Annotated in this window: 15 protein-coding genes; 8 read left to right on the forward strand and 7 right to left on the reverse strand. The window is 70.3% G+C overall.

Translation table 11 applies throughout. The annotated features are described in order from the left end of the window. Positions 1-128: 128 nt before the first annotated feature. Positions 129-1,895, reverse strand: coding sequence for a proteasome ATPase (arc, locus tag HET64_RS05410; RefSeq protein ID WP_215102870.1), 1,767 nt, complete (start codon positions 1,893-1,895; stop codon positions 129-131). Between the two features lie 240 nt (positions 1,896-2,135). On the opposite strand from arc, the gene HET64_RS05415 reads away from it, so the two are divergent. Continuing rightward, on the forward strand, positions 2,136-2,447 hold the full coding sequence (locus HET64_RS05415; protein WP_018959528.1) for a ferredoxin: 312 nt from the start codon (positions 2,136-2,138) through the stop codon (positions 2,445-2,447). A gap of 51 nt (positions 2,448-2,498) precedes the next feature. Here the strand turns inward: HET64_RS05415 and HET64_RS05420 are convergent, their stop codons facing one another. From HET64_RS05420 to HET64_RS05430, 3 genes are all read right to left on the reverse strand, one after another. Further along, positions 2,499-3,080: a hypothetical protein gene (locus tag HET64_RS05420; RefSeq protein ID WP_215102872.1), complete on the reverse strand. Its 582-nt coding sequence runs from the start codon at positions 3,078-3,080 to the stop codon at positions 2,499-2,501. 181 nt (positions 3,081-3,261) lie between these two features. After that, the gene (locus tag HET64_RS05425) at positions 3,262-4,179 is read right to left on the reverse strand and encodes a tRNA (adenine-N1)-methyltransferase (RefSeq protein ID WP_018959530.1); all 918 of its coding nucleotides are present in this window, start codon (positions 4,177-4,179) and stop codon (positions 3,262-3,264) included. Positions 4,180-4,229: 50 nt separating this feature from the next. Next, on the reverse strand, positions 4,230-5,480 hold the full coding sequence (locus HET64_RS05430) for a site-2 protease family protein (protein WP_215102874.1): 1,251 nt from the start codon (positions 5,478-5,480) through the stop codon (positions 4,230-4,232). Positions 5,481-5,657: 177 nt separating this feature from the next. On the opposite strand from HET64_RS05430, the gene HET64_RS05435 reads away from it, so the two are divergent. Both HET64_RS05435 and HET64_RS05440 read left to right on the forward strand, forming a co-directional pair. Further along, entirely contained in the window at positions 5,658-6,503 is an 846-nt protein-coding gene (locus HET64_RS05435) for a PD-(D/E)XK nuclease family protein (RefSeq protein WP_251144823.1), read from the forward strand. A gap of 9 nt (positions 6,504-6,512) precedes the next feature. Beyond that, on the forward strand, positions 6,513-7,184 hold the full coding sequence (locus tag HET64_RS05440; RefSeq protein ID WP_003970158.1) for a response regulator transcription factor: 672 nt from the start codon (positions 6,513-6,515) through the stop codon (positions 7,182-7,184). A gap of 93 nt (positions 7,185-7,277) precedes the next feature. Here HET64_RS05440 and HET64_RS05445 read toward each other — a convergent pair whose 3' ends face one another. The 3 genes from HET64_RS05445 to metH all read right to left on the reverse strand — a co-directional run bounded on the left by HET64_RS05445 (position 7,278) and on the right by metH (position 13,573). Further along, complete coding sequence (locus HET64_RS05445; protein WP_215102878.1) at positions 7,278-8,876, reverse strand: ABC transporter substrate-binding protein; 1,599 nt, start codon at positions 8,874-8,876, stop codon at positions 7,278-7,280. 323 nt (positions 8,877-9,199) lie between these two features. Further along, positions 9,200-9,910 carry an HAD family phosphatase gene (locus HET64_RS05450; RefSeq protein ID WP_215102880.1) on the reverse strand — a complete coding sequence of 237 codons (711 nt, stop codon included), beginning with the start codon at positions 9,908-9,910 and terminating at the stop codon, positions 9,200-9,202. 144 nt (positions 9,911-10,054) lie between these two features. Further along, positions 10,055-13,573, reverse strand: coding sequence for a methionine synthase (gene metH, locus HET64_RS05455; RefSeq protein ID WP_215102882.1), 3,519 nt, complete (start codon positions 13,571-13,573; stop codon positions 10,055-10,057). Positions 13,574-13,812: 239 nt separating this feature from the next. Between metH and HET64_RS05460 the strand changes: the two genes are divergently transcribed. From HET64_RS05460 to HET64_RS05480, 5 genes are all read left to right on the forward strand, one after another. Beyond that, the gene (locus HET64_RS05460; protein WP_215102884.1) at positions 13,813-14,577 is read left to right on the forward strand and encodes an IclR family transcriptional regulator; all 765 of its coding nucleotides are present in this window, start codon (positions 13,813-13,815) and stop codon (positions 14,575-14,577) included. A 433-nt stretch (positions 14,578-15,010) separates the two neighbouring features. Next, positions 15,011-15,802 (forward strand): MIP/aquaporin family protein, encoded by a 792-nt coding sequence (locus HET64_RS05465; protein WP_215102886.1) that lies wholly within the window; start codon positions 15,011-15,013, stop codon positions 15,800-15,802. A gap of 45 nt (positions 15,803-15,847) precedes the next feature. Next, positions 15,848-17,392 carry a glycerol kinase GlpK gene (glpK, locus tag HET64_RS05470; protein ID WP_215102888.1) on the forward strand — a complete coding sequence of 515 codons (1,545 nt, stop codon included), beginning with the start codon at positions 15,848-15,850 and terminating at the stop codon, positions 17,390-17,392. Positions 17,393-17,406: 14 nt separating this feature from the next. Beyond that, positions 17,407-19,017 carry a glycerol-3-phosphate dehydrogenase/oxidase gene (locus tag HET64_RS05475; protein WP_215102890.1) on the forward strand — a complete coding sequence of 537 codons (1,611 nt, stop codon included), beginning with the start codon at positions 17,407-17,409 and terminating at the stop codon, positions 19,015-19,017. 141 nt (positions 19,018-19,158) lie between these two features. Next, complete coding sequence (locus HET64_RS05480) at positions 19,159-20,217, forward strand: LLM class flavin-dependent oxidoreductase (protein ID WP_215102892.1); 1,059 nt, start codon at positions 19,159-19,161, stop codon at positions 20,215-20,217. The last annotated feature ends 136 nt before the right edge of the window (positions 20,218-20,353 follow it).

Below are 20,353 nucleotides of genomic sequence, written 5' to 3' on the forward strand. Positions count from 1 at the left end.
TACCGCAGAGCCTAGAGCGCCTCTGCGCCGGTGGGGAGATCAATTACGACATTGCTCCGGCAAGGCCGGAACGGGGGAATGAAACCGGCTGCGGAGGCCCCTGGGGGCTTCCGCAGCCGGTCCGCGTATTACAGGTACTGGCCGGTATTGGCCACCGTATCGATGGAACGGCCGGTGTCCGCACCCTGCTTTCCGGTGACGAGTGTGCGGATGAAGACGATCCGCTCACCCTTCTTGCCGGAAATCCTGGCCCAGTCGTCCGGGTTGGTCGTGTTCGGCAGGTCCTCGTTCTCCTTGAACTCGTCCACGCAGGCCTGCAGGAGATGAGCGACCCGCAGCCCCTTCTGGCCCTGTTCCAGGAATGCCTTGATGGCCATTTTCTTTGCCCGGTCGACGATGTTCTGAATCATCGCGCCGGAGTTGAAGTCCTTGAAGTACAGGACTTCCTTGTCGCCGTTGGCGTAGGTGACCTCCAGGAAGCGGTTCTCCTCGGACTCCGTGTACATCCGCTCCACGACGGACTGGATCATGGCGTGGGCGGCGGCCGGCCGGGAGCCGGTGTGCTCGGCCAGGTCGTCCGCGTGCAGCGGGAGCCCCGGGGTCAGGTACTTCGCGAAGATGTCCTTCGCCGCCTCGGCGTCCGGACGCTCGATCTTGATCTTCACATCGAGACGGCCGGGGCGCAGGATGGCGGGGTCGATCATGTCCTCGCGGTTGGAGGCGCCGATGACGATGACGTTCTCCAGGCCCTCCACACCGTCGATCTCGGCGAGCAGCTGCGGGACGATGGTGTTCTCCACGTCCGAGCTGACGCCGCTGCCGCGGGTGCGGAAGAGGGACTCCATCTCGTCGAAGAAGACGATGACGGGGGTGCCCTCGCTCGCCTTCTCCCTCGCACGCTGGAAGACCAGGCGGATGTGCCGCTCGGTCTCGCCGACGTACTTGTTGAGGAGCTCGGGGCCCTTGATATTGAGGAAGTAGCTCTTCCCCGTGGGCTGCCCGGTGACCTCGGCGACCTTCTTGGCGAGCGAATTGGCGACGGCCTTGGCGATGAGGGTCTTGCCACAGCCGGGCGGACCGTAGAGCAGGATGCCCTTCGGCGGGCGAAGCTCGTGCTCCTTGAAGAGGTCGGGGTGCAGGTACGGAAGCTCGACCGCGTCGCGGATCAGCTCGATCTGGTCGCCCAGGCCGCCGATCTTGTCGTAGTCGATGTCCGGGACCTCTTCGAGGACGAGCTCCTCGACCTCGCTCTTGGGGACCACCTCGTAGACGTAACCCGACCTGGAGTCCAGGAGCAGGGCGTCGCCGGAGCGGATGGTGATGTCCAGCAACGGCTCGGCGAGCCGCACCACCCTCTCCTCGTCGGTGTGCCCGACCACCAGGGCGCGCTCGCCGTCCTCAAGGATCTCCTTGAGGGTGACGATGTCCCCGGCGCGCTCGAACTGCATGGCCTCGACCACGTTGAGCGCTTCGTTGAGCATGACCTCCTGGCCACGCCGGAGGTCCTCGAGCTCGACACTGGGGCTGACGTTCACCCGGAGCTTGCGGCCCCCGGTGAAGATGTCGCAGGTGCCGTCCTCGTTGGCCTGAAGGAAGACGCCGAAGCCGGCCGGCGGCTGCGCGAGCCGGTCGACCTCCTCCTTGAGGGCCACGATCTGGTCACGCGCCTCACGGAGCGTGTTGGCGAGCCGCTCGTTCTGTGCGGACACGCCTGCCAGGTTCGTCTGCAACTCGACGATCCGCTCTTCGAGAACCCTCGAGTGACGCGGAGAGTCGGCGAGCTTACGTCGCAGGACGGCGATTTCCTGCTCGAGATAGGCAACCTGGCCGGCTGGGTCTTCTGACCCTCGCGCGGGCCGGATGCCGCGGTTGATGTCGTCGTCGTGGGCTGCCACGGTCCTCACCTCCTCCATGGGGAGCTGGACGCTTCCTGACCCTACCTGGGTGGGTGGTGATTGAAACCCCTAGATCACAAAGACTGCGGGGCGTGTCCGATCTTCACCCTTGCGCTCTCCCTCACGTCAAGGGAATACCCACCCTTCGGCACCGGAAAGCCGCCGGTTGTATCGTCGAACTGTTCAACACCCGTCAGGGCTGGCTCCAATTGGTTCAGATACGCAGGAACGGCAGGACACATGACCGTGCAGCAGGACTCGCCGGGCGACAGTGACACGCAGGACCTGGAGGTCTGGATCGACCAGGACCTCTGTACGGGCGACGGCATCTGTGTGCAGTACGCCCCCGATGTCTTCGAGCTGGACATCGACGGCCTGGCCTATGTGAAGAGCGGCGACGACGAGCTCCTCCAGAGCCCGGGGGCGACCACTCCGGTGCCGCTGCCGCTCCTCCAGGACGTCGTCGATTCGGCCAAGGAGTGCCCCGGGGACTGCATCCACGTGCGGCGTGTCAAGGACAGCGTCGAGGTGTACGGCCCCGACGCCGACTAGCCGGTACGGGGGCTGGCGCCCCGACGCCGGCCGGAGCCCCGCGGTGCGTGCTCAGACGCTGCGCGCGAGGTCCCCGGAGGTGCGGACGAAGGCCTTCCCCTTCCACCGCCAGGAGGCCTGTTCCTCCTGGTCGGGGCAGCAGCGGGGCACGTCGAGCGAGGAGTAGCCGAGCAGGGTCGCCGAGACGAGGCCGTCGCGTACGGCGAAGTCCCCGACGGTCTTCCTGTCAGCGGGGTCCACCAGGGTCGCCACGACCCTGGGTGCGGCCCCGCTGCTCCGTGTCAGGACGTAGATGCCGCCGGGCGGGGTCCCCGATCCGGCGGCGCAGTGCACCACGGCGACGGTTTCCGGCCGCCCGTCGCCGTCGAGGTCCCCGGAGGCCTTCTTCGCGACGGTCGTCCCGGCACCGCCGCACTCCAGCGGGAACTCCACGCCGGCCGGGTCGGGAGCGGGCGCCGGGGCGCCGTGCCGCGCGGTGGTCCGCTGCTCGGGGGCCGTGGCGGTCGCCGTGGCCGCACGGGGCTGGAGCAGCCCGGCCAGCGCGACGACCCCGGCCATCGCCGCGGCCGTGGCGAGCCAGTGCATCGGCTTGGCGGCGGTGTGGGCGAGGTCCGGGAGCGCGGGGGTCTGCACGCGGTACGTCTCCTGATGGTTCCTGGAAGCCCGGTGAGGGGGTGGGGACACCTCCGAGGGGTGGCCAGCATCGTGCCACACCTCACACCGGGGCGGAACGGCGGGGGCAACGAAAAGGCGCCGCCGCGCAGTTCCCCGGTCGGTCGGGGAACTGCGCGGCGGCGCCGGTACGTTGGACGGATCAGCCGCGGTCGGCGGCGGAGCCTCCGCGGCTCTGGCTGCCGGGTCCGTCGTAGTCGTCGCCGTAGGCGCCCTTGGACGGGCGGCGGCGGCGCAGCGGCGGCTCGACTCCGTCCGCGAGGCGGCGGGCGGTGACCAGGAAGCCGGTGTGGCCGATCATCCGGTGGTCGGGGCGGACGGCGAGGCCCTCCACGTGCCAGTTGCGGATCATCGACTCCCAGGGCTGCGGTTCGGCGAAGCAGCCGATCTCGCGGATGGACTCGACGGTGCGCGAGAGCTGGGTGGTGGTGGCGACGTAGGCGCAGAGGATGCCGCCGGGCACCAAGGCCTTGGAGACGGCCTCCAGGCACTCCCAGGGCGCGAGCATGTCCAGCACGACGCGGTCGACGTCGGTGTCGGAGAGGTTGTCCTGGAGGTCGCCGACGGTCAGCTGCCAGGCCGGGTGCGGGGAGCCGAAGTAGCGCTCGACGTTCTGCTGGGCGATCTCGGCGAAGTCCTCGCGGCGCTCGTAGGAGTGCAGCATGCCCTGCTCACCGATGGCGCGCAGCAGGAAGGTGCTGAGCGAGCCGGATCCGACCCCGGCCTCCACGACGCGGGCGCCGGGGAAGATGTCGGCGAAGGCCAGGATCTGGCCGGCGTCCTTGGGGTAGACCACGGCGGCGCCGCGGGGCATGGACAGGACGTAGTCGGGGAGCAGGGGGCGCAACGCGAGATAGGCGACGTTTCCCGTGGTGCGGACAACACTGCCCTCGGGAGCACCGATCAGCTCGTCGTGCGGGAAAGAACCCTTGTGGGTGTGGAAGTTCTTTCCGGCTTCGAGCGTGAAGGTGTAGTGGCGGCCCTTGGGGTCGGTGAGCTGTACCTGGTCCCCGACCTTGAAGGGCCCACGTCGGCGGGCGGCACCGGTCGGTTCAGACATGTGACCAGCCTACCGGGGATTCCCGGGCCGCCGACCGCCCGGGAGGGCCGTCAGGCGCCGGGGCGGGCCATGGCCTTGACGAAGGCGCGCTCCACGTCGGCGGTGGAGAGGACTCCGTAGATCTCGCCGGTCTCCTCGACGACCAGGTATTCGGTGGCGGGGGTGGCCTTGAGCCGGTCCAGGAGGGCCTCGCCGGCCAGTTCCGCGGGGACCTTCATGCCGTCGGTGAGGTCTTGGGCGAGGCCGCTGACGGCGACCCAGGGGCGGCGGTGTTCGGGGACGCCGACGATGGCGGCCTCGCGGACGACGCCCTTGGGGTTGCCCTGTCCGTCGACGACGACCAGGGCGCGGGCGCCCGCCTCGTTGGCCCGGCGCAGCGCTTCGGAGAGCGGGGTGGCGGATTCGACGGGGACGGCGCGGCGGGTCAGGGTGCGGGCCCGGAGGTCGGGCAGGTGCTCGCGGAGGCGGGCCATGCGCAGGCTGTTCCCGGCGCCGGTCCAGATGATGCCCGCGAGGATCGCGGCGAGCAGCGCGTCCATGACGGTCTCGACGCCACCGATGTCCTGGGCGGTGCCGCCGAGTGCTCCGGTGTGGGTGAGCAGCGGCAGTCCGACGAGGACGACGACGGCGAGGCCGCGGCCGACCCAGGCGGCGGCGATGGTGCCGCTCATGGGCTTGCCGGTGATCTTCCAGACGACGGCGCGGAGCATCCGGCCGCCGTCCAGCGGCAGGCCGGGCAGCAGGTTGAAGGCGGCCACGATGAGGTTGGAGATCATCAGGCCCGCGACCAGGACGCCGGGGACCGTGCCGGGCTCGACGAACTGCATCGCGCCGTAGAAGACGCCGCCGAGGACCAGGGACAGAAGCGGTCCGACAAAGGCCAGGACGAACTCGCGGCCGGGTGTCTCGCTCTCCTTCTCGATCTCCGAGACGCCGCCGAAGAACTGGAGTTGGATGCGGCGGACCGGGAGCTTGTAGCGCAGCGCGGCGACCGTGTGGGCCAGTTCGTGGACGAGCACGGAGGCGTAGAAGGCGATGGCGAAGAACAGGGCGACGAGGTAGCGGGCGGCGCCCAGCTCGGGCAGCACACGGTCGAGCTGGCCGCCGAACACCCAGGTGATCAGCGCGGCGACGACGAACCAGCTGGGGGCGACGTAGACGGGCACGCCGAAGGGCCGGCCCATGAGGAGGCCGCCGCCCGGCTCGGCAGGACGTTTCGGCTTGCCGTTGTCGGGATCGGTGCCGGGGGCCGTTCCCCCTGCGCCGGGCTGCGGCCGCCCGCTGTCGCCGCTGTCGTCCACGGGGTCCCTTCGGTTCGGTGAGTGGCGTTGGCCACGATCATGCAGTGTGCGAGGGTCTGCCGTCGATGGTATGCCGCTCGCTGTCAGTGGCGGGCCGTAGGGTCTTCAGACATGACTTCCGTGCCGCGGCCGCCTCAGCCGCCTTCGTCCCTGTCGCCGTCGCGGGCGAGCGATTTCATGCAGTGTCCCTTGCTCTACCGCTTCCGGGTCATCGACAAGCTGCCGGAGAAGCCCAGCGAGGCGGCTACCCGCGGCACGCTGGTCCATGCGGTGCTGGAGCGGCTCTTCGACGCCCCGGCGGCCGACCGGACGGCGCCGCGGGCGCGGGCGCTGATTCCCGGCCAGTGGGACCGGCTGCTGGAGTCGAAGCCGGAGCTGACCGGGCTGTTCGCCGGGGACACCGAGGGGGAGCGTCTGACGCGCTGGCTGGGTGAGGCGGAGCGGTTGGTGGACCGGTGGTTCTCGCTGGAGGACCCGACGCGTCTGGAGCCGGCGGAGCGTGAGCTGTTCGTCGAGACGGAGCTGGAGTCGGGGCTGCGGCTGCGCGGGGTGATCGACCGGGTGGACGTCGCGCCGAGCGGCGAGGTCCGGATCGTCGACTACAAGACGGGGAAGGCGCCGCGGCCGGAGTATTCCGACGGTCCGCTGTTCCAGATGACGTTCTACGCGCTGGTGATCTGGCGGCTGAAGGGCGTGGTTCCGCGCCGGCTCCAGCTGGTCTATCTGGGCAGCGGGGACGTGCTGACGTACGACCCGGTGGTGGCGGACCTGGAGCGGGTGGAGCGCAAGCTGCTGGCGCTGTGGGACGCGATCTCGCTGGCGACGGAGACCGGAGACTGGCGGCCCCGGCCGACGAAGCTGTGCGGCTGGTGCGACCACCAGGCGGTGTGTCCGGAATTCGGTGGGACTCCCCCGGTATACCCGCTGTCGGTCCGCCCTGCGGATCCGGGTGAGGATGGCCAGGGCAGAATGGGACCGGTCCAGGCCGAGGCCGGCCGTGCCGTGGCCCTTGAGGGCCCTTAAGGAGTTCCTGTGGCGATCCGCGTCCTTCTGGTCGATGACCAGCCTCTGCTGCGCACCGGTTTCCGGATGATTCTGGAGGCCGAGGGCGATCTGGCGGTGGTCGGTGAGGCCGGTGACGGTCTGCAGGCCATCGATCAGGTGCGGGCGCTGCAGCCCGATGTGGTGCTGATGGACATCCGGATGCCGCGGATGGACGGCGTGGAGGCCACGCGTCAGATCACCGGCCCCGGGAAGGACGGCCCGGCGAAGGTGCTGGTGCTGACCACCTTCGATCTCGACGAGTACGTGGTGGAGGCGCTGCGCGCCGGGGCGAGCGGCTTCCTGCTGAAGGACGCTCCGGCCGCGGAGCTGGTGCAGGCGATCCGGGTGGTGGCGGCGGGCGAGGCGATGCTCGCGCCGAGCATCACGCGCCGGCTGCTGGACAAGTACGCGGATCACCTGCCGTCCGGTGAGGACCCGGTGCCGGACGCCCTGCACACGCTGACGGACCGTGAGGTCGAGGTGCTGAAGCTGGTGGCGCGGGGGCTGTCCAACGCGGAGATCGCCGCGGATCTGTTCGTCAGCGAGACGACGGTGAAGACACATGTGGGCCACGTGCTGACGAAGCTGGGCCTGCGCGACCGGGTGCAGGCCGCGGTGTACGCGTACGAGAGCGGGCTGGTGCGTCCCGGCGCGCAGTAGCGGCCACGCAGGCACACGCGCACGACGAAGCCGTCCGGCCCGGTCCCGTCCTTGGAACAGGAGGGGATGGGCCGGGCGGCTTTCCGGCCGGGCTCAGACGCTGGGCCGGTTGAGCTCCCAGAGCTGGAGTTCGGAGGTGGCGCTGACGGAGCGCTCCACACCGGCGATCCCGTCGCGCGATGCCACGTACTGCTTGCCCTGCCAGATCGGCAGCACCGGCACATCGGTGGCGACGATGTCCTGGAGCTTCTCGTAGGTGGCGGCGGCGGCCGTGCGGTCGGTCTCGCGGCGGGACTCCGGGATGAGGACCCTCTGCGCCTCGCGCGACCGGTAGGGCGAGTTGAGAAAGTTGTTCTCGTCCAGGAAGGGCGCGGTGTAGTTGTCCGGGTCCGGGAAGTCGGGGAACCAGCCCATGCCGTAGGCCGCGTAGTCGCCGCGCTTCTGCTCGGGGCGGTACTGCGACCACTCCTTGCCCCGGACGGAGACGTCGAAGAGGCCCGAGCTGTTCAGCTGCCGCTGGATCGCCTTGAACTCCTCGGCGGTGGCCGGGCCGTAGTGGTCACTGGTGTAGTGCAGGGTGAACTTCACCGGCGTCTTGATCCCGGCGTCGTCGAGGATCGCCCGGGCCTTGGCTGTGCTGGGCTCGCCGTACTTGTTGAAGAAGGCGTTGGTGTGCCCGGCGATGCTGGACGGGATCAGCGAGTAGAGCGGTTCGGCGGTGGTGCCGTACACCTTGCCCGCGATCGCGCCCCGGTCGACGATCTGCGCCATGGCCTGCCGGACGGGCTTGCTGACCGCGGGGTCCTTGGTGTTGAACCCGACGTAGCTGATGGCCAGGCCGGGCAGCTCGGTGAGCTCGATGCCCTCCTCCGGCTCCACGAGCATGTCGCGGGCCTGCTGGGGCGACATCGCCCGGGTCATCATGTGGATCTTCTCCTCGTCGAGCGCCCTGCCCATGGCCTCGGCGTCGGGGAACAGGTCCATCTCGACCTTGTCGTTGAGGACCTTGAGCTCACCCTTGTACGACGGGTTCCTGGTGAAGGCGATCTTGACGACCCGGCCGTCCTCGACCCGCGGCTTCATGGTGTACGGGCCGGAGCCGTTCACCTGGAAGCCGGCGCGCCCCTCCTTCGCCGGGTACTGCCCCTTCGGGACGATGCCGGCGGCGGGGGTGGCGAGCTTGTACGGGAAGGTCGCGTCGGGCGTGTTCAGGTGGAAGATCACCTGGTCGTCGCCCTTGGTCTCGATCATGTCGATGTTGGCGAGCAGTCCGACCGGCCCGCTGTCCGCGTCGATGTCGATGACGCGCTGGATGGAGTGCTTCACGTCCTCGGCGGTGACGGCAGTCCCGTCGGCGAAGGTGAGCCCCGCCCGCAGGGTGCAGCGGTAGCTCTCGTTCGCGGTGTCGGTGAAGGTGCAGCTGCGGGCGGCCTCGGGCACCGGCTCGCCGCCTCCGCCCGGCACCGTGGTCAGGGTCTGCACGGTCTGCCGCAGGACGTTCCAGACGCCCGCTTCGTAGCCGATGGCCGGGTCGAGCGGCGCGGGGTTCTCCTTGGAGGCCACGAGCTGGTCCGTGGTGCCGACGACGATGGCTCCGTTGCCACCGGCGCCGCTGTCCGTGCTGCCGCAGGCGGCGAGCACGGGGGCGAGCAGGCCGACGACGGCCGGCAGCACCAGGGTCTTGCGGTTCATCTGGACGTTCTCCCTCATCCCGGCAGGTGAGGAATCAAAGCTAGTAGCCGCCGGTGGCCCCTCCGACCGTCCGGCGGGCGGCTCCCGCTCCCCCGGTGACCGGGCGGGGCGACATACGCTCACCATTACGGACAGCCCACCCGATCCCGGCGGCCCACCGGAGGCCCACAGGTGAGGAAGGTCACCTGTCAGGCCTCTTCACAGATGCACCCCGCAACTGATCCACATCCACGGAACGTTGCCGGAACGCACACGGGGACGACCAGAAAATCCGCTGTTCGTTCACAAGTGCGCGACCGGCGCGGACGCGCACCCGGTGCGGGTCAGCCCGTTCCGCCCGCTTGGGTGATGAGCTTGCGCAGGAAGGCGAGGTCGACCTCTTCGAGGGAGCCGACGACCACACGTCCGGCCGCGGGCGCGATCGGGGCGACGGACGGCACGGCGACGACCCGGCATCCGGCGGCCTCGGCGGCGGCCACGCCGGTCGCGGTGTCCTCGATGACCGCGCAGCGCCAGGGATCGGCGCCGAAGCCCGCGGCAGCGGTGAGGTAGGGCTCGGGGTGGGGTTTGGTCCGGGTTACCTCGTCCCCGGCGACGGTCAGCGCGAAGTGGTGGCGGCCCACCGATTCCAGCACCCGGTCGATGATCCGGCGATGGGAGGCGGAGACGAGCGCGGTGGGCACCTCGTAGGCGGCCAGCTCGGCGAGCAGCCGCTCGGCGCCCGGCATCAGCGGCACCCCGCGCTCGATGCGCTTCTCGAATCCGTCGTTGAGCAGCACCGTCAGCTCGTCCAGCCGGACGTCGGCGCCGGTGACGTCGATGAGGTAGCCGGCGCTCCGGGTCATCGGACCGCCGACGACCACGTCCCGCCAGGCCTCGTCGAGCCGGTGCCCCAGGCCGGCGAAGACCTCCTTCTCGACGTCCCACCAGAAGCCCTCGGTATCGACCAGGGTTCCGTCCATGTCGAGAAGGACCGCCTGCAGGGCGGCGCCTTCGGCCGTGCGGGTCAAGGACGCGGGGACCGTACTGGTCATCCGGCACACCTTCCGTAAGGGACGAGAAGGCCGGCCGCCATTCCCGGAAAACGGGAGGGCGACCGGCCTGCACTGGACCGACCAGTCTACGACGTGTCCGGCCGCGGTGCGCGAAGGGCGCGAGGCCGCGGGGCGGAGTCCGTCCTACCGGGCGTTGAAGTACTTCGCCTCGGGGTGGTGGATGACGATGGCGTCGGTGGACTGCTCCGGGTGGAGCTGGAACTCCTCGGAGAGGTGCACGCCGATCCGCTCCGGCTGGAGGAGGTCGGCGATCTTCGCCCGGTCCTCCAGGTCCGGGCACGCCCCGTAACCGAGCGAGAACCGTGCGCCGCGGTACTTGAGCGCGAACATGTCCTCGACGTCGGCGGGGTCCTCCCCGGCGAAGCCGAGCTCGCTGCGGACCCGGGCGTGCCAGTACTCGGCGAGCGCCTCGGCCAGCTGGACGGAGAGGCCGTGCAGCTCCAGGTAGTCGCGGTAGGAGTTGGCGGCGAACAGTTCGGCGGTGGCCTCGCCGATCCGGGAGCCGACGGTGACGATCTGGAGGCCGATGACGTCCCTCTCGCCGGACTCCTCGGGGCGGAAGAAGTCGGCGAGGCAGAGGCGGCGGCCGCGGCGCTGGCGCGGGAAGGTGAAGCGGGTGCGCTCGGAGCCGTCCTCGTGGAGGAGGACCAGGTCGTCGCCCTTGGAGACGCAGGGGAAGTAGCCGTAGACGACGGCCGCTTCCAGGAGGTTGTTGGACTGGAGGTGGTCGAGCCAGCCGCGCAGGTGCGGGCGTCCCTCGGTCTCCACCAGCTCCTCGTACGTCGGTCCATCGCCGCTCCGGGCCTGCTTGAGGCCCCACTGGCCCTTGAACAGCGCGCCCTCGTCGAGCCAGGAGGCGTAGTCCTTGAGCGGGATCCCCTTGATGACGCGGGTGCCCCGGAACGGCGGCTCGGGGATGGGGTTGGTGGTGGAGACGTCCGAGCGCACCGAGCCCTCGGGCTCCTCGACCTCCAGCACCGCGGTGTCGGTGTTCTTCTTGGGTACCCGGCGCTGCTTGAGCTCGGGCAGGACCGCGCCGGGCACGCCGCGCTTGACGCCGATGAGCGCGTCCATGAGGCGCAGGCCCTCGAAGGCGTCCCGGGCGTAGCGGACCTCGCCCTCGTAGATCTCGTGCAGGTCCTGCTCGACGTAGGCCCGGGTGAGCGCGGCGCCACCGAGGATCACCGGGAAGTCGGCGGCCATCTTGCGCTGGTTGAGCTCCTGGAGGTTCTCCTTCATGATCACCGTCGACTTCACCAGGAGGCCGGACATCCCGATCACATCCGCGCGGTGCTCCTCGGCGGCCTCCAGGATCGCGGAGACGGGCTGCTTGATGCCGAGGTTGACGACGTTGTAGCCGTTGTTGGAGAGGATGATGTCGACGAGGTTCTTGCCGATGTCGTGGACGTCGCCGCGGACGGTGGCGAGCACGATCGTGCCCTTGCCGTCGTCGTCGGTCTTCTCCATGTGCGGCTCCAGATGGGCCACCGCGCTCTTCATGACCTCGGCGGACTGGAGCACGAACGGCAGCTGCATCTGGCCCGAGCCGAACAGCTCGCCGACCACCTTCATGCCTTCCAGCAGCGTGTTGTTGACGATGTCGAGGGCCGGGGTGTCCTGGAGGGCCTCGTCGAGGTCGGCCTCCAGGCCGTTCTTCTCGCCGTCGATGATGCGCCGCTGGAGGCGCTCGTCCAGCGGGAGGGCCATCAGCTCCTCGGCCCGGCCCGCCTTCATCGACTTCATGTTGACGCCCTCGAACAGCTCCATGAGCTTCTGGAGGGGGTCGTAGCCCTCGCTGCGGCGGTCGTAGATGAGGTCGAGGGCGACCTTGACCTGCTCCTCCTCCAGCCGGGCGATCGGCAGGATCTTCGAGGCGTGCACGATCGCCGAGTCCAGGCCGGCCTTGACGCACTCGTCGAGGAAGACGGAGTTCAGGATGACCCGGGCGGCCGGGTTCAGACCGAAGGAGATGTTGGAGAGGCCCAGCGTGGTCTGGACGTCCGGGTGGCGCTTCTTGAGCTCGCGGATCGCCCCGATGGTGGCGATGCCGTCGCCCCGGGACTCCTCCTGACCGGTGCAGATGGTGAAGGTCAGGGTGTCGATGAGGATGTCGGACTCGTGGATGCCCCAGTTGGTGGTGAGGTCCTCGATCAGCCGCTCGGCGATGGCGACCTTGTGCTCGACCGTGCGGGCCTGCCCCTCCTCGTCGATCGTCAGGGCGATCAGGGCGGCGCCGTGCTCGGAGGCCAGGGCGCTGACCTGCGCGAATCGGGACTCGGGGCCATCGCCGTCCTCGTAGTTCACCGAGTTCAGCACGGCCCGGCCGCCGAGCTTCTCCAGGCCGGCGCGCAGCACGGGCAGCTCGGTGGAGTCCAGCACGATCGGGAGGGTGGAGGCGGTCGCGAAGCGGCCGGCCAGCTCCGTCATGTCGGCGGCGCCGTCACGGCCCACGTAGTCGACGCAGAGGTCGAGCATGTGCGCGCCCTCGCGGATCTGGTCGCGGGCCATCTCCACGCAGTCGTCCCAGCGGGCCTCCAGCATGGCTTCGCGGAACTTCTTCGAGCCGTTGGCGTTGGTGCGCTCCCCGATCGCCAGGTAGGCGGTGTCCTGCCGGAAGGGGATGGTCTGGTAGAGCGAGGCCGCGCCGGGCTCGGGGCGCGGGTCCCGCTCGGTCGGGGTGAGCCCCCGGGCGCGCTCGACGACGGCCCGCAGGTGCTCCGGCGTCGTACCGCAGCAGCCGCCGATGAGGGAGAGACCGTAGTCCCGGACGAACGTCTCCTGGGAGTCGGCGAGACCGTCGGGGCCGAGCGGGAAGTGCGCGCCGTCCTTGGTGAGGACGGGCAGGCCGGCGTTGGGCATGCACATCAGGGGCGTACGGGAGTGGCGGGCGAGGTAGCGCAGGTGCTCGCTCATCTCGTCCGGGCCGGTCGAGCAGTTCAGCCCGATCAGGTCGATGCCCAGCGGCTCCAGGGCGGTCAGGGCGGCGCCGATCTCGGATCCCAGCAGCATGACGCCGGTGGTCTCGAAGGCGAGGGAGCAGATCAGGGGCACGTGGACGCCGAGGGCGTCCATCGCCCGGCGCGCGCCGATGATGCTGGACTTGGTCTGCAGCAGGTCCTGGGTGGTCTCGACGATCAGGGCGTCGGAGCCGCCCGTGAGGAGGCCCTCGGCGTTCTTCTGGTAGCCGTCGCGCAGGACGTCGTAGGTGATGTGGCCGAGCGAGGGCAGCTTGGTGCCGGGGCCGATCGAGCCGAGGACCCAGCGCTGGCGTCCGTCCTTCGCCGCGAACTCGTCCGCGACCTCGCGGGCGATCCGGGCGCCGGACTCGGAGAGCTCGACGATCCGGTCGGCGATCTCGTACTCGTTCGCGGCGGAGTGGTTCGCGCCGAAGGTGTTGGTCTCGACGCAGTCGACGCCGACCGCGAAGTACTCCTCGTGGACCGAGCGCACGATGTCGGGCCGGGTGATGTTCAGGATCTCGTTGCAGCCTTCGAGGTTCTCGAAGTCCTCCAGCGTGGGGTCCTGTGCCTGGAGCATGGTGCCCATCGCCCCGTCGGCCACCACCACGCGGGTGGCGAGTGCCTCTCGGAGCGCGTCTGCGCGGGTCCGGCTGTCGGCGGCGGATGTCGGCAACGAGGCCATGGATGATCTCCCAGGGATGCGACGGCTGTCGGCTTTGCGTCCTTCTTGGGGAAGGCGCACCTCGCCAGCGTAGCCGGACGGCGTCCGGGACCGTAGGTGCGTCCATGGGACGGACTGCATGCTGTGCGGGTGCATCGCGTGCGGCCCGGTGGCGGAGACTTTCCCCCGGAGTCCCGCGCAGGTCGGCATCGACCGATAGTGTTCAGCATTGTCGAACCGAGGTGGAGGAGTACGGCGCGATGGCCAAGAACATCCAGTCGCTGGAGCGGGCGGCCGCGATGCTGCGTCTGCTGGCGGGCGGCGAGCGCCGGCTCGGGCTCTCCGACATCGCCTCCTCACTGGGGCTGGCCAAGGGCACCGCGCACGGCATTCTGCGCACGCTCCAGCTGGAGGGCTTCGTCGAGCAGGACGCGGCGTCGGGGCGCTACCAGCTGGGCGCGGAGCTGCTGCGGCTGGGCAACAGCTATCTGGACGTCCACGAACTGCGGGCGCGCGCCCTGGTCTGGACGGACGACCTGGCCCGCTCCAGCGGCGAGAGCGTCCACCTCGGGGTGCTGCACCAGCACGGCGTGCTGATCGTCCACCACGTCTTCCGGCCCGACGACAGCCGCCAGGTGCTGGAGGTCGGGGCCATGCAGCCGCTGCACTCCACGGCGCTGGGCAAGGTGCTGTCCGCGTACGACCCGGTGGCCCACAGCGAGGTCATGGAGGCGGAGCGCCGCTCCTTCACCGGGCGCACCGTCACCGCCGACGACGCCTTCGAGTCGATGCTCGACCTGATCCGGGCCCAGGGCTGGGCCGCCGACGCCGAGGAGACCTGGGAGGGCGTGGCCGCGGTGGCCGCCCCGATCCACGACCGGCGCAGGATGCCCGTCGGGGCGGTCGCCGTGACGGGCGCGGTGGAGCGGGTGGCCCCGGGCGGGACGCTGCGCCCCGAGCTGATCGCGGCCGTGCGCGACTGCGCCCGCGCGGTCTCCCGGGATCTGGGCGCCGGCCGCTTCTGACGGCCCGCACGACCCGCCCGCTCCCCGCACCGCGCGACGCCGCACCTCCACCCCCGTACGCATGACCCCGTACGCAGCCGCGTCCGCCCCTGCCGCCCGGCGCCGGGTGATCGTCCGCTCGCGCCCCGGCACGTCCGAGCCCGTCCCGGACCGTCCGGGCCCGCCCCGGCCCTCGCGGTAACGATCGCGTCGCGCACCGAGTCGTGGACCACAGAACCCTTGACGCTTCCTTCACTCGGGGGAAACACTGCCGTTCAACGGTCGGCATTGTCGAACGCCTAACGGCAATACGCGTTAGGGTGTGACAGTGCCAAGGGCCGGTCAAGCCCTTACAGGTGGGCTGCCCACGCTTCGTGGATACCCATCTGGGGCGCGGATCACCGGCGGGACCGGTGCTCCGCTCTCCCCTGGACGAAGGACAAAGGAGTCGCGGGTGTCCAGCTCCGACATTTTCATCGGCGAGACCATAGGTACCGCCGTACTCATCCTGCTCGGCGGCGGTGTCTGTGCCGCCGTCACGCTGAAGAGCTCGAAGGCCCGGAACGCGGGCTGGCTGGCCATCACCTTCGGGTGGGGTTTCGCCGTGCTGACCGGCGCCTATCTCGCCGGCGGCGTATCGGGCGCCCACCTCAACCCCGCGGTCACGGTCGGCCTGGCCATCCAGGGCGGCACGGAGTGGGGCGACGTGCCCCTCTACCTCGGCTCGCAGCTGCTCGGCGCGATGATCGGCGCCCTGCTGGTCTGGGCGGTCTACTACGGGCAGTTCCACGCCCACCTCACCGACCCCGAGATCGTCGGGACGAAGTCCACCGACGAGGGCATGGTCGACCAGACCGCCGCCCCGAAGGCCGGCCCGGTGCTCGGGATCTTCTCCACCGGTCCGGAGATCCGCAACGGCGTCCAGAACGTCATCACCGAGATCATCGCCACCACCGTGCTGGTCCTGGCGATCCTGACCCAGGGCCTCAACGACGGGGGCAACGGCATCGGCACGCTCGGCGCGCTGATCACCGCCCTGGTCGTCGTCGGCATCGGCCTCTCGCTCGGCGGCCCGACCGGCTACGCCATCAACCCGGTCCGCGACCTCGGTCCGCGCATCGTGCACTCCCTGCTGCCGCTGCCGAACAAGGGTGGTTCGGACTGGGGCTACGCGTGGGTACCCATCGTGGGTCCGCTCGTCGGCGGCGCACTCGCCGGCGGGCTCTACAACCTCGCCTTCGCGTAGCCCGAGCCGCACCTCCACCACTTCACAGACTTCCGGGAGCACACCGTGACCGACGCACACACCACCGGCACCCACGGCACCGGGCCGTTCATCGCGGCCATCGACCAGGGCACCACCTCCAGCCGCTGCATCGTCTTCGACAAGGACGGCCGGATCGTCTCCGTCGACCAGAAGGAGCACGAGCAGATCTTCCCGAAGCCGGGCTGGGTCGAGCACGACGCGACCGAGATCTGGGAGAACGTCCAGGAGGTCGTCGCCGGGGCCATCGTCAAGGCCGGCATCACCTCCGACGACGTCAAGGCGATCGGCATCACCAACCAGCGCGAGACCACGCTGATGTGGGACAAGAACACCGGTGAGCCGGTGCACAACGCCCTGGTCTGGCAGGACACCCGCACCGACGCGCTCTGCAAGGAGCTCGGCCGCAACGTGGGCCAGGACCGGTTCCGCCGCGAGACCGGGCTGCCGCTCGCCTCGTACTTCGCGGGACCCAAGGTCCGCTGGCTGCTCGACAACGTCGAGGGGCTGCGCGAGCGCGCCGAGGCCGGCGACATCCTCTTCGGCACCATGGACTCCTGGGTCATCTGGAACCTCACCGGCGGCACCGACGGCGGGGTACACGTCACCGACGTCACCAATGCCTCGCGCACCCTCCTGATGAACCTGCACCGGATGGAGTGGGACGAGAAGATCCTCTCCTCCATCGGCATCCCGGCCGCGGTGCTCCCCGAGATCCGCTCCTCCGCCGAGGTGTACGGCCACGCCAAGGGCGGCATCCTCGACGGCGTGCCCGTCGCCTCCGCGCTCGGCGACCAGCAGGCGGCCCTCTTCGGCCAGACCTGTTTCGCCGAGGGCGAGGCCAAGTCCACGTACGGCACCGGCACCTTCATGCTGATGAACACCGGCTCCACCCCGGTCAACTCGTACAACGGGCTGCTCACCACCGTCGGCTACCAGATCGGCGACAAGCCCCCGGTGTACGCGCTGGAGGGCTCCATCGCGGTCACCGGCTCGCTGGTGCAGTGGATGCGGGACCAGATGGGCCTGATCAAGTCGGCCGCCGAGATCGAGACGCTGGCCTCCTCGGTCGAGGACAACGGCGGCGCCTACTTCGTGCCCGCCTTCTCCGGTCTCTTCGCCCCCTACTGGCGTCCCGACGCCCGCGGGGTGATCACCGGTCTCACCCGTTACGTCACCAAGGCGCACATCGCCCGTGCCGTCCTGGAGGCCACCGCCTGGCAGACCCGCGAGATCAGCGACGCCATGACGAAGGACTCCGGCGTCGAGCTGACCGCGCTCAAGGTCGACGGCGGCATGACGTCCAACAACCTGCTGATGCAGACGCTCGCCGACTTCCTGGACGCGCCCGTGGTGCGCCCCATGGTCGCCGAGACCACCTGCCTCGGCGCCGCCTACGCCGCCGGTCTGGCCGTCGGCTTCTGGCCGGACACCGACGCGCTGCGCGCCAACTGGCGCCGGGCCGCCGAGTGGACACCCCGTATGGACGCGGACACCCGTGCCCGCGAGTACAAGAGCTGGCTCAAGGCCGTCGAACGGACCATGGGCTGGATCGAGGACGAAGAAAGCTGACGAGGAGCATCACCATGACCACCCTGCAGAGCGTTCCCGCCCTCGGAACGCACCCGGCCTCCGGCTCGCTGCCGAGCCGCGCCGAGACCCGGGAGCAGCTGTCCCGGGCCACGTACGACCTCCTGGTCATCGGCGGCGGCATCCTGGGCATCTCCACCGCCTGGCATGCCGCGCAGTCCGGGCTGCGGGTGGCACTGGTGGACGCCGGCGACTTCGCCGGCGCCACCTCCTCCGCTTCCTCCAAGCTGCTCCACGGCGGTCTGCGCTACCTCCAGACCGGCGCGGTGAAGCTGGTCGCGGAGAACCACTTCGAGCGCCGCGCGGTCTCCCGCGAGGTGGCCCCCCACCTGGCCAACCCGCTCACCTTCTACCTGCCCGTCTACAAGGGCGGCCCGCACGGCGCGGCCAAGCTCGGCGCGGGCGTCTTCGCCTACTCCGCGCTCTCCGCCTTCGGCGACGGCGTCGGCCATGTCATCTCCCCGGCCAAGGCGCAGCGCGACGTGCCCGAGCTGCGTACGGACGACCTGAAGGCGGTCGCGGTCTACCGCGACGACCAGATGAACGACGCCCGCATGGCGCTGATGACGGTCCGCGCGGCCGTCGACGCGGGCGCGGTCGTCCTGAACCACGCGGCGGTCACCGGGCTGCGCTTCACCCGGGGCCGGGTCACCGGCGCCGACCTGACGGACAGCACGGACGGCACCGAGTTCGGCGTCACCGCCCGGCTCGTCCTGAACGCCACCGGCCCCTGGGTCGACCACCTGCGGAAGATGGAGGACCCGAACGCGGCCCCCTCCATCCGTCTCTCCAAGGGCGCGCACCTGGTCCTCAAGCGGACCCGGCCGTGGCGGGCGGCGCTGGCCACCCCGATCGACAAGTACCGGATCACGTTCGCCCTGCCCTGGGAGGACATGCTGCTGCTCGGCACGACGGACGAGGAGTACGAGGGCGACCCGGCGGATGTCGCGGTGACGGAGTCCGACACCGCGCAGATCCTCGACGAGGCGGCGTTCTCGATCAAGGACCAGCAGCTGTCGCGCGATCTGATCACGTACTCCTTCGCGGGTCTGCGGGTGCTGCCCGGCGGTCCCGGCGACACCTCCAAGGCCAAGCGCGAGACGGTCGTCACCGAGGGCCGCGGCGGAATGCTGTCGGTGGCGGGCGGCAAGTGGACGACCTTCCGCCACATCGGCCGCACCGTCATGAACAAGCTGGCCGCCCTGCCCGGGCACCCGCTGGCCGAGGACATGGAGCCGATGAACCGGCTGCCGAGGAAGCTCCCGCTGCCCGGCATCGCCAACCCGAACGCGGTGGCGCACCGGCTGCTCATCGACGGCGGCACACCCGGCCCCCGGATGGCGCCGGACACCGCCCGGCACCTGGCCACGCACTACGGTTCGCTCGCCTTCGACATCGCCCGGCTGGCGAACGAGAGCCCGGAACTGGCCGAGCGCGTCCACCCGGACGCCCCGGAGATCTGGGCCCAGGTCGCCTACGCCCGGGACCACGAGTGGGCCGAGACGGCGGACGACGTGCTGCGCCGCCGGACCACGCTGACGATCCGGGGCCTGGCGACGGAAGACGTCCGCGCCGGCGTCGAGAAGCTGCTGGCCGACAAGGACTGACCTGTTCTGGCCCGTCCCGCGTGGACGGGCGACGGGGGCGGCTCCCGCGGGAGCCGCCCCCGTCGGCGTGCGCGATCGTCCCGGCGCACGCGCCACATTGCCGCCATACGCCCGCAACGTGCCCCGGGGACAGTGGAGTTCATGAGATTCTCCGTGCTCTCCCTGATCGGCCACGAGCCGCACCCGCTCACCGGTGAACTCCTCCCGGCCGCCGACCGGTTCGAGGAAGTGATCGACACGGCCGCGGTGGCGGAGCGGCTCGGCTTCGACGCGTACTCCATCGGCGAACGGCACGCCGGGGCCTTCCTCTCCTCCAGTCCGAACGTGGTGCTGGGCGCGATCGCGGCCCGTACGAGCACCATCCGGCTGCTGACCGGGGTGACCGTCGTCGCGATCCTCGACCCGGTCCGGGTGGCGGAGGACTTCGCGACGCTGGACCAGATATCCCGGGGCCGGGTCGAACTCGTCGTCGGCAAGGGCGCGGAGGCGGGGCACTTCGACCTGTTCGGGCTCGACGAGGCACGGCAGTGGGACCTCCAGAAGGAGAAGTACGAGCTGCTGCGGCGGCTGTGGAGCGAGGAGGGCGTCGACTGGGAGGGCGAGTTCCGGCCGCCCCTGAAGAACGTGACGACGGTGCCCCGTCCGTACGCGGGCGTGCCGCGCGTCTGGCACGGCTCGGCGACCAGCCTCAACTCCCCCGAGCTGGCGGCCAAGCACGGCGACCCGCTGTTCACCGCGAACGCCATCCAGCCGGTCGAGGCGTACGCCCGGCTCATCGCCCACTACCGGGAGCGGTTCGAGGCGTACGGGCACGATCCGGCGGACGCCGAGGTGGCGGCGGGATCGGGCGGACTCCTCATCACCGACAGCTCGCAGGCGGCGGTCGACCAGTACAAGGAGCTGTACGAGGCGCGGGTGCGGCAGGTCTTCAAGCCGCATCTGGAGGGCAAGGCCGGCTACAACACCCCGTTCCGCACGATCGAGGAGGCGATCGCGGGCGGCCCGCAGCTGATCGGCAGCCCGCAGCAGATCATCGACAAGATCCTCGGCTGGCACGAGGTCTACCGCCACGACCTCCAGTCGATCACCGTGGACGGCTTCGGGCTGGGCCGGCCGGAGCAGTTGGAGACCCTCCAGCGGTTCGCGGAGGAGATCGCCCCGGTGGTGCGCCGGGAAGCGCCGTCCTCGCCGCGGAGCTGACGCGGGGCCGCCCCGCCGCCGTACCGGCGCGGAGCGCCGGGCCGCCGTGTCGCGGGGGCCATGATGCACTGATCCGCCCGATGATCCACTCCCGGTGGCAGGGTTCACCCGGCCGTGCGAGAGGGCTGCGGCGGGG

It is taken from the genome of Streptomyces sp. McG3, assembly GCF_018619185.1.
Lineage (GTDB): Bacteria > Actinomycetota > Actinomycetes > Streptomycetales > Streptomycetaceae > Streptomyces.